We start from the raw sequence: 12,921 nt of genomic DNA, 5'->3' as shown, positions 1-12,921 counted from the left end.
TCGGCTCCTACACCGAACTCCCCTCCACCAACCCCGCCGTCCTCGCCTTCCTCCGCGAGTACAAGGACGACCTCGTCCTGTGCGTCCACAACTTCTCCCGCTTCGCCCAGCCCACCGAACTCGACCTCCAGGCCTTCACCGGCCGCCACCCCGTCGAACTCATCGGCGACGTCCGCTTCCCCGCCATCGGCGAACTCCCCTACCTCCTCACCCTCGCCGGCCACGGCTTCTACTGGTTCCGACTCCGCAAGGACGCCACTGTGCTCACCGAACGCCGATTGACGGTGTGCTCCTGAAAGGACGGGTCGCCATGCGCACGGTCGTATCACCACGCCCCAGCGACCACGGTCCGGCTCATCTGCTCACGTCGCTCGCCGACCTGCTCCGGGCGTGGCTGCCCGAACAGCGCTGGTTCGCGGGCAAGGGCCGCCGGGTCACAGAACTGTCCCTGCTCTCGGTGACCGAGCTGCACCCGGCCTGCCTGCATCTTCTGGTGAGCACCGGGGACGACTCCGGGCCCGGGGACTGCTACCAGTTGCTCCTCGGTGTCGGGGACGTCCTGCCGCCGCGGCTGGCCCACACCCGCATCGGGCGGGCCAGCGAGGGACCCCTGGCCGGCCTGACGGTGTACGACGCCCTTCAGGAGCCCCGGTCGGCCGGCCTGCTCCTGGAGCGGCTGCGCACTCCGGGAACGGCGGGCCCTCTGCGGTTCGAGCGGGACGCCAAGGTGGCCGTGCCCGGCGGTCTGGCACCCCGGCTGCTGGACGTCGAGCAGTCCAACTCCTCGCTGGTGTACGGGGACGCGTACATCCTCAAGATATTCCGGCGTGTCCTGCCGGGGATCAACCCTGACCTCGAAGTGCCCTGGGCCTTGGCCCGCCAGGGGTGCACCCGGGTACCGGCCCCCGTGGCGTGGTTCCGGACCTCGCAACCGCAGCCGGCGACACTCGGCGTGCTCCAGCCGTTCCTGCCGGACGCCGTCGACGGGTGGACCCTCGCGCTCGAATCGCTCACCGCGGGACGGGACTTCACGGACGAGGCGTACGAACTGGGGCGCGCGACCGCCGAGGTGCATCTCGCCCTGGCCGCGGCCTTCGCCCTCGGCGCGGCGGCCGGGCACGGGAGCAGACGACTCGCCGCCGCGATGATCGAACGGCTGGACACGACAAGCCGGTCGGTGCCGGAGCTGACGCCCTTCGTGGACGGGCTGCGGGGCGCCTTCGACGCGCTCGCCGTCCTCGACTCGGGCCGCCCCGTGCAGCGGATCCACGGCGATCTGCACCTCGGTCAGGTGCTGCGGGCCGGAGAGCGGTGGTTCGTCATCGACTTCGAGGGCGAACCGGCCCGTCCCATCGCCGAACGCCGGCAGCCGCAGTCCCCCGTACGCGATGTCGCGGGCATGCTGCGCTCCTTCGACTACGCCGCCCGCAGCCGCCACCCGTGGCGTCCGGAGTGGGCCCGTCGTTGCCGGGACGCCTACTGCGCGGGGTACGCCGCCCAGGCACGGTGGGATCCGCGTGCGCAGTCCGCGTTGCTGCGGGCCTACGAGACGGACCGGGCCGTGTACGAGGCCCTGTACGAGGCGCGGCACCGGCCCGACTGGCTGCCCGTACCGATGGCGGCGATCGCCCGCCTGGCCGAGCACACCCCGCACAGCCCCGCGCCATCCGGTGGTCCGCACACACCGGTCCCTTCTTTCCACAGCGCTCAAGGAGGCTGAAAACCGTGGCAGCCGCAGCCCGCAACATCTCCGTACCCCTGACCCCACCGCCGTCGCCGTCGAAGGACGTCCGCCCGACGGTGTCCTCGATGGAGGTGGCGGACCGGGAGCGGCTGCTGTCGGGAACCCATCACGATCCGCACGCACTGCTCGGTGCGCACCCCGTGCCGGAGGGTGTCGTCGTGCGCGCGCTGCGGCCGTTCGCCCGGTCCGTGGCGGTGTCGCTGCCGGACGGGCTGCGGATGCTGCTGGACAGCGAGGGTGACGGTCTCTTCTCGGGGGTGCTGCCGCTCGACTCGGTCCCCGAGTACACACTGCTGGTCCGATACGCGGACGGGGTCGAGCTGGAGGTGGCCGATCCGTACCGTTTCCTGCCCGCGCTCGGCGAACTCGATCTGCACCTGGTCCGAGAGGGCCGGCACGAGCAGCTGTGGCGGGCGCTCGGCGCCGAGCCGATGGAGCACCAGGGCGTGACCGGCACCCGCTTCACGGTGTGGGCGCCGAACGCCCGAGGGGTGCGGGTCGCCGGTGACTTCACCTGCTGGGACGGCACGCAGTTCCCGATGCGGTCGCTGGGCGCGTCCGGGGTGTGGGAGCTGTTCCTGCCCGGTGTCGGCGAGGGCGCACGGTACAAGTTCGAGATCACGTCCCGGCACGGCGACCGGTTCCTCAAGGCGGACCCGATGGCCCGCCACACCGAGGTGCCGCCCGACACGGCGTCCGTGGTCACGGCCTCGCACCACGAGTGGCGCGACGCGCGGTGGCTGGCCCGGCGCGGCGACCTCCCGGTGCACCGGGCGCCGTTCTCGGTGTACGAGGTCCATCTGGCGTCCTGGCGACCGGGGCTGACGTACCGTCAACTCGCCGACGAGCTGCCCGCGTACGTCAACGACCTCGGCTTCACCCATGTCGAGCTGATGCCGGTCGCCGAGCACCCCTTCGGCGGGTCCTGGGGTTACCAGGTCACCGGCTTCTACGCGCCCACCTCGCGCCTCGGCACCCCCGACGACTTCAAGTACCTCGTGGACGCGCTGCACCGGGCCGGCATCGGCGTCATCATGGACTGGGTGCCCGCGCACTTCCCGAAGGACGACTGGGCGCTGGGCCGCTTCGACGGGGAGCCGCTCTACGAGCCCAGGGACGACCGGCGGGCCGAGCATCCGGACTGGGGCACCTACGAGTTCGACTACGGGCGGGTGGAGGTGCGCAACTTCCTGGTCGCCAACGCGGTGTACTGGTGCGAGGAGTTCCACATCGACGGGCTGCGCGTCGACGCCGTCGCCTCCATGCTCTACCTCGACTACTCGCGCGAGGCCGGCCAGTGGACCCCCAACGTCTTCGGCGGCCGGGAGGACCTCGACGCGATGGCGTTCCTCCAGGAGATGAACGCGACGCTGTACCGGCGGGTGCCGGGGGTCGTGACCATCGCGGAGGAGTCGACCGCCTGGGACGGGGTGACCCGCTCCACCGACACCGGCGGTCTCGGCTTCGGCCTGAAGTGGAACATGGGCTGGATGCACGACTCGCTGGAGTACATCCGTCACGAGCCCGTGCACCGCAAGTACCACCACGACGAGATGACCTTCTCGATGGTGTACGCGTACAGCGAGAACTACGTGCTGCCCATCTCGCACGACGAAGTCGTCCACGGCAAACGGTCGTTGGTGTCGAAGATGCCCGGCGACTGGTGGCAGCAGCGCGCCGACCACCGCGCCTACCTGGGCTTCATGTGGGCCCACCCCGGCAAACAACTCCTCTTCATGGGCCAGGAGTTCGCCCAGGGCGCCGAATGGTCCGAGGCCCACGGACCCGACTGGGGCCTGCTGGATCCGGCGTACGGCGCGGAGGCGGACCACCGGGGCGTACGCGATCTCGTCCGCGAGCTCAACCGGCAGTACCGGGACGCCGGGGCGCTCTGGGAACGGGACACCGAGCCAGGCGGGTTCGCCTGGGTCGCCGGGGGCGCGGCGGAGGACAACGTCTTCGCGTTCCTGCGGTTCGCCGCGGACGGCCGGCCCCTGCTGTCCGTCTCCAACTTCTCGCCGGTGGTCCGGCACGACTACCGGCTCGGGGTGCCGGACGACGTGCCCGCCTGGCGGGAGGTCCTGAACACCGACGCGCTGTGCTTCGGCGGCAGCGGCGTCACCCAGGAGGGCACGGTGAAGGCCGACGGGGAGGAGTGGCAGGGGTGGGCGGCCGGTGTGCGGCTCACCCTGCCGCCGCTGGCGACGGTGTGGCTGCGCCCCGCGTAGCCTCTGCCGGCCGGCGCGGGCACGTCCTGGCCTGCGCGTCCCGGGGAACGGCTCGGCGGGCACGTCCTGTCCGGGTCGTTCGTTCCACGGTCGCCGCTTCCCGGCACCGACCCGCGACGCAGAACAGATTGGACTTCCGTGGCCGACATCGTGTCCCCCTGGCCCCACTCCCCCGTCAAGGTCGGCCTGGTCGGCGCCGGCCCCTGGGCCCGCGGGGTGCACGCGCCCGTGCTCGCCGCCGGACCCGAGACGGAGCTGACGGCGGTGTGGGCACGGCGCCCCGAGGCGGCGCGGGAGACCGCCGAGCCGTACGGAGCCGTCGCGGTGGCGCGTTTCGAGGAGCTGCTCGACCGGTGCGAGGCGGTGGCCTTCGCGGTGCCCCCGGACATCCAGGCGGACCTCGCCGGGCGCGCGGCGAAGGCGGGCAAGGCGGTGCTCCTGGAGAAGCCGCTCGGTCTCGACGTGCCGTCCGCGCGGCGGCTGGTCGACGCGATCGACGAGGCCGGGGTCGTCTCCCAGGTCGTCCTCACCAATCGCTACCACCCGGTCGCCCGGCGGTTCGTCGAGGCCGCGCGGGGCATGGAGGTGTCGGGGGCCCGTTCGTGCTGTCTGAGCGGGGCCTTCCTCGGCGGCGACTTCGCGACCCCCTGGCGGCTGGAGCACGGCGCGCTGCTGGATCTCGGACCCCATGTCCTGGACCTCCTGGACGCCGCCATGGGACCCGTCGTGCGGATCCACGGCACGGGAGATCCCCGCCGGTGGGTCGAGCTGACCTGCGAGCACGAGAGCGGCGCGGTCAGCCAGGCCTCGCTGTCCGGGTCGGTCGACGTACAGCCGGGAATCCTGCGGGTCGAGCTCTTCGGCCGCGGGACCCCGCTCGTGTACGACAACGCGGACCTCGACGACGACGCGTGCTGGCCGGTGCTGCGCCGGGCCTTCGCGACGGCCGTGCGCACGGGGGTGTCCGGTGAGCTCGACGCCCACCGCGGCCTCTACCTCCAGGAGCTGATCGCACAGGCCGCGGCGGCCGTCGACGGCTGAGCCGGTGGACAGCCGAGCCGAGCGCGTCCGCACCGGCGTCGCCGAGGGTGCGGGGAACGGCACTGCCGGCCCTCCACCGGGCCCGCGGCGCCTGGTGCCCTCGCCTCCGACGGGGCCTCAGACGCTCGCGCTGTAGCGGCGCAGCGCGGGCATCGTCGCGGCCAGCACCAGCATCGAGAGGACGACCAGCAGTCCGCCGCCCACGACCGCCGTACGGGCCCCCAGCACCGATCCCGCCGTGCCGTGCAGCACGTCGGCCAGCCGGGGGCCGCCCGCGACAACGACCGTGAAGACGCCCTGCATCCGGCCCCGGAGTTCGTCGGTGACGGCCGACAGGAGGATGGCTCCGCGAAAGACCATGGAGACCATGTCGGCGACCCCGGCCGCGGCGAGGAACGCCACGGCCACCCACAGGTTGCCGCTCAGGCCGAACCCGGCGACGGCCACTCCCCAGGCGATCACCGCGACGATGACCATGAGGCCGTGCCGGCGCGCCCGGGAGAAGGTGCCCGACATGAGTCCGCCGAGGACCGCGCCGATGGGGATCGCCGCGAACAGCAGTCCGAGCGCCAGACCTTCGCCGTACGGCGCGTAGGTCTCCGAGGCGAGCTGGGGGAAGAGCGCGCGGGGCATGCCGAAGACCATGGCCACGATGTCGGCGAGGAAGGACAGCAGCAGTACCTGGTGGAGCGAGATGTAGCGGAAGCCCTCGACGATCCCCTTCAGCCCCGCCCGGCCGGCCGCCGCGCCGGCGGCGACCAGGGGCGGCAGCGCGGGAAGCTGGTAGACGGCCCACACCGTGGCGCACAGGGCCAGGGCGTCGATCAGGTAGAGCTCGGCGAGACCCACGACGGGGATGAGCGCTCCGGCCAGCAGCGGTCCCGCGACCAGGCCGGTCTGCATGACGGTCGAGCCCAGGGCGTTCGCCGCGGCCAGTTCCTCCTTGGGGACCAGCCGGGCGATGGACGCCTGGCGGGCCGGGGAGTTGAGGCCGAAGAACGCCTGCTGGAGCGCGAGCAGCACCATCAGGACGGCGACCGAGGCGAGTCCGGTGAAGGCCTGTATCCAGAAGAGCAGCGATGTGACGGCTATGCCGGTGTTGGTGACGAGGAGGAGCTTGCGCCGGTCCACGCTGTCCGCGATCGCGCCGCCCCAGAGCGCGAAGACGACCAGGGGCAGCAGCCCCGCGAAGCTCGCGTAACCGACCCAGGCCGACGATCCCGTGATGTCGTAGATCTGCTTGGGTACGGCGACGGCGGTGAGCTGGCTGCCCACGGCGGTGACGATGGTGGAGGACCAGAGGCGACGGTACGCGGGACGGCGCAGCGGCCGGGTGTCCATCGCCCAGCGCCGCCACCCGGTCCGTGCCCGGTCGGCCGAGTCCGCGGAAACCGACGGATCCGAAGGGGCCGCGGAGGCCGTAGGAGCTTGCGGACTCGACGGTTCCACGGCCCCGGTCCGCTGTTCCGCGCCGCTGTCCGCACTGCCCTTGCTGGTGTCCACACCCGTCCTGGTTGCTCGATACATCTTTCGACGAGAGCCACTATCGCCGATGCCGAGCGATCACCGCGCGGCGGGTCGGTCCGTGGACGGGCGGGACGCCGTTCGGCGCGTGGAGCCCGGCTCGGCGGCCGCCGGCAAAGCGGCCTCCGACGCCGAGGCCAGGAGGATCGCCGCCTGCTCGCGGGCCTGGTCCAGGGCTCCGGGGAAGATGCGCAGGCCGTGGGCGACCAGGGCGCCCTCGTGGAGCAGCATCAGGGTCCGGCCCAGCGAGTCGGCCCCGGCGGGCGCGAGCGGGCGTACGAGATCGGTGAACAGCGTGAGCGTCCACTGCTTCTGGTCGTCGATGACGGTGTACGCCGGGTGGGACGGGTCGTCGATCTCGGCATGGGCGTTGACCATGCTGCAGCCTCTGGGGCCGTTCTCGTCCATCCAGTCGCGTGAGGCCTCGAAGACCGCCAGGACACGGTCGCGCGGCGACTCGGAGGCGTCGAGCCGCGGGGCGAGGAAGGCGCGCCAGCGCTCGTCGCGGCCGGCGAGGTACTCGACGACGATCTGGTCCTTGGAGCCGAAGCGGTCGTAGAGCGTCTTCTTCGTGACGCCGGCCTCCGCGGCGATCAGGTCGACCCCGACGGCGTGGATCCCCCGCTCGTAGAACAGCCGCCCGGCCGCCTCCAGCGCGCGCCGGGCGGCGGGGGTCAGCGGTACGCGGCGCGGTGTGTCCGTGATGCTCATCCACCCATAGTAGACTGATCTGTATACTCGGCTCAGATATACAGATCGGTATACTCCCGGGTCTGCCATCCACCCTCGGAGGTGTGCGGCGTTGCGAACATCCTGCTGTCGATCGCGTTCGTCGGGGCCTGGAGCTCCGGTTTCATCGGGGCCAAGCTCGGGTCGGGCACCGCCTCCGCGGTCACGCTCCTCATGTGGCGCTTCCTGCCGCTGGCCCTCGCCCTCGGGGCCGTCGCGCTGACCACCGCACGAGCGTCCTGGCGCCATCTCGGGCCTCGCGACCTGCTGCGGCAGGCCGCCATCGGGACGCTGTCGCAGAGCGGCTACCTCCTCACCGTCTACTACGCCATCGACCTGGGTGTCTCCAGCGGCACGACGGCCCTCGTCGACGGCACCCAGCCGCTGGTCGCGGGAGCGCTGGCCGGTCCGCTGCTGGGAGTGGCGGTGTCGCGTACGCAGTGGCTCGGTCTCGGGCTGGGGGTGGCCGGTGTCGCCGTCGTCACCACGGCCGACGCGGGTGCCGCGAGCGGCGTCGCGTGGTGGGCGTACCTCGTGCCGTTCCTCGGCATGCTGTGCATGGTCGCGGCGACCTTCCTGGACCGCCGGTCCCGTACGGATGTCCGGCCGATGGTGTCCATGACGATCCACGCCGTCACCAGCGCCGTCGTCTTCACGGCGCTCGCCGCCGCCACCGGCGCAGTGGTGCCGCCGGCGGACGGTTCGTTCTGGACCGCCGTGGTGTGGCTCGTGGCGCTCTCCACGTTCGGCGGGTACGGACTGTACTGGCTGATCCTGAGGCGGTCCGGGGTGACCCAGGTCAACACGCTCATGTTCCTGATGGCACCGGTGACGGCGGTATGGGGTGCGCTGATGTTCGGCGAGCACTTCGGGCCGCAGACGGTGGCGGGGCTCGCCCTCGGCCTGCTGGCGGTCGCCGTCGTGCGCCGCGGGGACGGCACGGCCCGCCGACGGCCCCCGCGCGCCGGTCCTACACCCCGGCGATCAGGGTGGCCCCGAGCACGATCATCGTCGCGGCGATCAGGGCGTCCAGTACCCGCCACGCCGAGGGCCGGGCCAGGAGCGGGCTGAGCAGCCGGGCACCGAAGCCGAGCGCGGCGAACCAGACGAGGCTGGCGAGCACCGCGCCGAGACCGAAGGTCCAGCGCAGCGGCCCCCGGTCGGCCGCGATGGAGCCGAGCAGGAACACGGTGTCCAGGTAGACGTGCGGGTTCAGCCAGGTCATCGCCAGACAGGTGAGCACGGCCCGCCGCCGCGAGCCCGCCGCCCCCACCGGGTCCGCCGGTCCCTCCGTCACGGTCAGCGCCGAGGGCCTCAGGACCCGGCGCGCGGCCAGGCAGCCGTACGCGATCAGGAAGAGGCCGCCGACCAGCCCGACGGCGGTCAGCACCGAGGGCCAGGCCACCACCACGGAACCGACGCCGCCGACGCCCAGCGCGATGAGCGCCGCGTCGGACAGGGCGCAGATGCCCACCACGGCGAGCACCGCGTCCCGGCGCACGCCCTGGCGCAGGACGAAGGCGTTCTGGGCGCCGATGGCGACGATCAGGGAGAGGCCGGTGCCGAATCCGGCGGCCGTGGCGGTCAGCGCGTTGTTCACGGCACCCACGCTAGGAAGCCGCCCCAGGAGAAGTACAGCTAAAGATTCTTACGTATCCTTAGCCATCGTGATGACAGAGCTGCCCCTCGACCAGGTGAGGACCCTGCTGGCCGTGGTGGACGAGGGCACCTTCGACGCCGCGGCCGCCGTGCTGCACGTGACCCCGTCCGCGGTGAGCCAGCGGGTCAAGGCCCTCGAACAGCGCACGGGACGCGTGCTGTTGGTGCGCACGAAGCCGGTCAGGCCGACCGAGTCCGGCGAGGCCGTCGTGCGGTTCGCGCGCCAACTGGCCCGGCTCGACCGCGACACCCGGGCCGAGCTGGGCATGTCGGGCTCCAAGGATCCGGCGCGGCTGTCGATCGCGGTGAACTCCGACTCGCTGGCAACCTGGTTCCTGCCCGCGCTCGCACGCGTCCCCGAGGAGCTGGGCCTCTGCTACGAACTGCGCCGCGAGGACCAGGACCACACGGCCGCGCTGCTGCGCGAGGGGCTCGTGATGGCGGCCGTCACCTCGTCACCCGACGCGGTGACGGGCTGCTCCGTCCGCAGGCTCGGCCTCATGCGGTACGTGCCGGTGGCGAGCCCCGGGTTCGCCGCGCGACGGCTCGGCGACGGGCCCGGCACCGCGCTGCGGGAGGTGGTCGCCGACGCGCCGGTGGTGACCTTCGACCGGCGGGACGGCCTCCAGGACGCATTCGTCCGCAGGCTCGTACACGGCCGTCGCGGGGCGAGTGCGGCGCGGCATCTCGTGCCGACCTCCGAGGGGTTCATCGACGCCGTCGCGGCGGGGATGGGCTGGGGCATGGTCCCCGAGGTGCAGGCGGCTCCCCTGCTCCGCGCGGGGCGGCTCGTCCTGCTCGCACCGGACCTGCACACCGACGTCCCGCTGTTCTGGCAGCAGTGGAAACTCGACTTCCCGGCCCTGGCGGCCGTCGCAAAGGCCGTCACGGCGGAGGCCGCCGAGGCCCTCGACGGCGACCGGGCCCGCTGAGCGCTTGAGGAAGGCTCAGGCGGCCGGGCCGGGTCCCGCCTCCCGTTCCAGGAAGCTGATCACCTGCGCGGCGAGGCTGTCCAGGGCGGAGTCGGACCTGGCGCCGACCCCGACGGCCGGGTCGTACGGGCCGATGCCGCCCGACCAGAGGTACCGCCCGGTCCATTCGTCGTCGACCTTCAGCTGCACCTGGATGTCCACCAGGGACAGGCAGTCCTCCGGGGCGGCGGCGTACAGGACGGAGGTGACGCGGCGCAGCGGATAGACGTCGAAGCCCTCGATGAACTGGGAGTTGCGCCAGTCCAGGAACGCGCTCTCGCCGTCGCCTCCGACCCGGATGTCGAGTTGGCCGTCCTCCAGATGAACGCAGTAGCCGGTGGTCGTGCGGTTCTCGACGGTCACCCGGAACCGGAGGTAGACCAGTCCCTCGGCCGCGTCGTCACGTCCCCGCGGCGGCTCGGCCTTCTCCAGGCCGTGGACGCGAACGCGCAGACCGGCATGCTCGTCGTCGTACTCCTGCCAGTCCCCGACCACATTCGGCTCGTCCACAGTCCACCTCTCGACCTCCGAGGGCTGCTTCCTATCCGGGCGGGCGACGGGGTGTCAAATGAGCGGAATGCGCGTTGGCCAGGGTTTTCACCCCCCTTGATCAGCGATCAAGCCGTGTGCAGCCAGAACCCTCGTCCCGGGTGTCCCGGCCGTCACCCGGGCGTGCCGCACATCACGTCCCACGGCCCCGTGGGTCTCCCACCTGCGTGAGCGATCGGTACGTCGTGTTGACGCGGGGGCCGCCCAGGTGCGGAGATGCTCCTGCGACATGACGGCCGACCGTGAGGCAGGGCGAGCGAGCGATGGCATTGCAGATCAGCGCCACCAACCCGGAGCATCCCGCGCTCCTGCTCGACCTGCCCTGGCAGCTGCCCCTGGAGGAGTGGCCCGAGCACTACCTGGTGCCGCTGCCCAGGGGCATCTCCCGGCACGTGGTGCGGTACGCGCGCGCCGGTACGGAGGTCGTGGCGGTCAAGGAGCTCGCCGAACGGCCCGCCCTGCGCGAGTACGAACTGCTGCGCGGCCTCGACCGGATGAACATCCCGGCGGTGGACCCGCTCGCCGTGGTCACCGGCCGCACCGACGAGGCGGGCGAGCCGCTGGAGTCCGTGCTCATCACCCGGCATCTGGGCGGCTCGATGCCCTACCGGTCGATGTTCGAGACGACCATGCGGCCCGCCACCATGCACCGCCTCATGGACGCGCTGGCCGTGCTGCTGGTCCGGCTCCATCTCGCCGGGTTCGCGTGGGGCGACTGCTCGCTGTCCAACACCCTGTTCCGCCGGGACGCCGGGGCGTACGCCGCGTATCTCGTCGACGCCGAGACCGGTGAGGTGCATCCGCAACTGAGCACCGGGCAGCGGGAGTACGACCTCGACCTGGCCCGGGTCAACATCAGCGGTGAGCTGCTCGACCTGGAGGCCTCCGGCGCGCTGCACCCGTCGGTGGACCCGATCGAGTTCGGCACGGAGATCTGCGAGCGCTACACCCGGCTGTGGCAGGAGCTCACCCGCACGTCGGTGTACCCGGCGGGCAAGCACCACTACATCGACCGCCGGATCAGACGGCTCAACGACCTCGGCTTCGACGTCGCCGAGATGCGGCTGGCGCACTCCTCCAACGGCGACACCGTCACGTTCGTGCCGAAGGTCGTCGACGCCGGGCACCACCAGCGGCAGTTGCTGCGGCTGACCGGGCTGGACACCGAGGAGAACCAGGCGCGGCGGCTGCTGAACGACCTGGAGAGCTGGATGGCCACCCAGGACGACTACGCACCGGGCGGCCCTCCTCACTCCGCCCGGCCCGAGGTCCTGGCCCACCGGTGGGTCCGGGACGTGTTCCGGCCCACCGTGCGGGCCATACCGCCGGACCTGCGCGGCTCCATGGATCCGGCCGAGCTGTACCACGAGCTGCTGGAACACCGGTGGTACCTGTCCGAGCGGGCGCAGCACGACATCGATCTGGACACGGTCGTACGGGACTACGTCACGAACATCCTGCCCAAGGAGCCGATCGCGCCGCCGCCCCCGTCGGACGCCGCCGGGCCCGGCGCTCAGGCCGGCGGGACGACCGCCACCGGGGAGGGCGCGTGATGCACGACGGCGTGGGCCACCGAACCGATGCGTGAGCCCACCGCCGAGCGGTGCGCGCGCCGGCCCACCACCACCAGCTGGGCGCGGGCCGCCGCCGACAGCAGCACCTCACCGGCGCTGCCCATCTCCACGTGCCGGGTCACCTGTACGTCGGGAAAGCGCTCCAGCCACGGCTGCAACGCTTCCGCGAGCGCCTTCTTCTCGTACGGCTCCAGACCCCCGGCCTCGTCGAGGAGTGCCATCGAGCCGGGGCTGTAGGTGAACACGGTGGGCAGGCTCCAGGCCCGTACGACGCGCAGGGCGGCGCCGCGGGCGGCCGCCGCCTCGAAGGCGAACCCCAGCGCGGCCCCGCTGTCCTCCGGGCCGCCCTGCTGTCCTACGACGATCTCGCGGCCGCCCGCCTCCGACTCGGCCTGGTCCCCGGCGCGTACGAGCACGACGGGCCGGGTGGACTCGGCGATGACCTGCTGGCCGACGGAACCGAGCAGGAAGCCGACGATCGCGCCGTGCCCGCGTGAGCCGAGCACCAGCGTCTCGGCCTCCGCCGCCGCGCCGAGGAGCGCCTCGACCGGGCCGCCGTCGACGAGTTCGGCCGTCACCGTCAGGCCGGGGTGACGTCCCGTGACATCGTCCGCGGTCCGCTCCAGCGCCTCACGGACGTCTGCCGTACGGTCCTCGCCGTCGGACTTCTCCCAGGCGTGCACGACACGCAGCGGAAGTCCTCGGCGTACCGCCTCCCGGCCGGCCCAGTGCAAGGCGGCCAGGGATTCGGCGGTACCGTCCGCTCCCACGGTGATCGGGCGGGTCATGTGATGGCCTCCGTACGTAGGTCGAACCGCCCACGCTACCGAGCGGCCCCGCCGCCCCGCGCGCGGGCCGTCTGTCGGGGTCCGCGAGCCGGGTCCACCGCGCGCCTCCCGCTG

12 protein-coding genes are annotated in these 12,921 nt (G+C 72.3%); 7 read left to right on the top strand and 5 right to left on the bottom strand.

Features of this window, described 5'->3' with window-relative positions; all coding sequences use genetic code 11:
* The 4 genes from ACLVWQ_RS23210 to ACLVWQ_RS23195 form a co-directional block, all read left to right on the top strand.
* Positions 1-296: alpha-glucosidase C-terminal domain-containing protein (locus tag ACLVWQ_RS23210; protein ID WP_414111049.1), on the top strand; the 296-nt coding region annotated here is incomplete at its 5' end.
* A gap of 14 nt (positions 297-310) precedes the next feature.
* A complete protein-coding gene (locus ACLVWQ_RS23205; RefSeq protein WP_414111048.1) occupies positions 311-1,720 on the top strand; it encodes a maltokinase N-terminal cap-like domain-containing protein in 1,410 nt (469 codons plus the stop codon).
* Positions 1,721-1,809: 89 nt separating this feature from the next.
* Positions 1,810-3,972: a 1,4-alpha-glucan branching enzyme gene (glgB, locus tag ACLVWQ_RS23200; RefSeq protein WP_414111055.1), complete on the top strand. Its 2,163-nt coding sequence runs from the start codon at positions 1,810-1,812 to the stop codon at positions 3,970-3,972.
* Positions 3,973-4,110: 138 nt separating this feature from the next.
* Positions 4,111-5,013, top strand: a complete 903-nt coding sequence (locus ACLVWQ_RS23195; RefSeq protein WP_414111047.1) for a Gfo/Idh/MocA family protein — start codon at positions 4,111-4,113, stop codon at positions 5,011-5,013.
* Between the two features lie 117 nt (positions 5,014-5,130).
* Here ACLVWQ_RS23195 and ACLVWQ_RS23190 read toward each other — a convergent pair whose 3' ends face one another.
* Positions 5,131-6,540 (bottom strand): MFS transporter, encoded by a 1,410-nt coding sequence (locus ACLVWQ_RS23190; protein ID WP_414111046.1) that lies wholly within the window; start codon positions 6,538-6,540, stop codon positions 5,131-5,133.
* 36 nt (positions 6,541-6,576) lie between these two features.
* A complete protein-coding gene (locus ACLVWQ_RS23185; protein ID WP_414111045.1) occupies positions 6,577-7,248 on the bottom strand; it encodes a TetR/AcrR family transcriptional regulator in 672 nt (223 codons plus the stop codon).
* Positions 7,249-7,329: 81 nt separating this feature from the next.
* On the opposite strand from ACLVWQ_RS23185, the gene ACLVWQ_RS23180 reads away from it, so the two are divergent.
* Positions 7,330-8,337, top strand: coding sequence for a DMT family transporter (locus ACLVWQ_RS23180; RefSeq protein WP_414111044.1), 1,008 nt, complete (start codon positions 7,330-7,332; stop codon positions 8,335-8,337).
* On the opposite strand, the gene ACLVWQ_RS23175 is transcribed toward ACLVWQ_RS23180, so the two are convergent.
* Positions 8,237-8,866 carry a LysE/ArgO family amino acid transporter gene (locus ACLVWQ_RS23175; protein ID WP_414111043.1) on the bottom strand — a complete coding sequence of 210 codons (630 nt, stop codon included), beginning with the start codon at positions 8,864-8,866 and terminating at the stop codon, positions 8,237-8,239. The two genes, ACLVWQ_RS23180 and ACLVWQ_RS23175, sit on opposite strands and share 101 nt — an antisense overlap.
* A 67-nt stretch (positions 8,867-8,933) precedes the next feature.
* On the opposite strand from ACLVWQ_RS23175, the gene ACLVWQ_RS23170 reads away from it, so the two are divergent.
* Complete coding sequence (locus ACLVWQ_RS23170) at positions 8,934-9,857, top strand: LysR family transcriptional regulator ArgP (protein ID WP_414111042.1); 924 nt, start codon at positions 8,934-8,936, stop codon at positions 9,855-9,857.
* Positions 9,858-9,872: 15 nt separating this feature from the next.
* Here the strand turns inward: ACLVWQ_RS23170 and ACLVWQ_RS23165 are convergent, their stop codons facing one another.
* Positions 9,873-10,406 carry a hypothetical protein gene (locus ACLVWQ_RS23165; RefSeq protein WP_414111041.1) on the bottom strand — a complete coding sequence of 178 codons (534 nt, stop codon included), beginning with the start codon at positions 10,404-10,406 and terminating at the stop codon, positions 9,873-9,875.
* A 302-nt stretch (positions 10,407-10,708) separates the two neighbouring features.
* On the opposite strand from ACLVWQ_RS23165, the gene ACLVWQ_RS23160 reads away from it, so the two are divergent.
* On the top strand, positions 10,709-11,998 hold the full coding sequence (locus ACLVWQ_RS23160; protein ID WP_414111040.1) for a DUF4032 domain-containing protein: 1,290 nt from the start codon (positions 10,709-10,711) through the stop codon (positions 11,996-11,998).
* Here ACLVWQ_RS23160 and ACLVWQ_RS23155 read toward each other — a convergent pair.
* Entirely contained in the window at positions 11,959-12,807 is an 849-nt protein-coding gene (locus ACLVWQ_RS23155) for a universal stress protein (RefSeq protein WP_414111039.1), read from the bottom strand. The two genes, ACLVWQ_RS23160 and ACLVWQ_RS23155, sit on opposite strands and share 40 nt — an antisense overlap.
* Positions 12,808-12,921: the final 114 nt, after the last annotated feature.

It is taken from the genome of Streptomyces sp. CWNU-52B (genome assembly GCF_047444975.1).
GTDB lineage: Bacteria > Actinomycetota > Actinomycetes > Streptomycetales > Streptomycetaceae > Streptomyces.
This window is presented reverse-complemented; position numbering and strand designations above follow the sequence as displayed.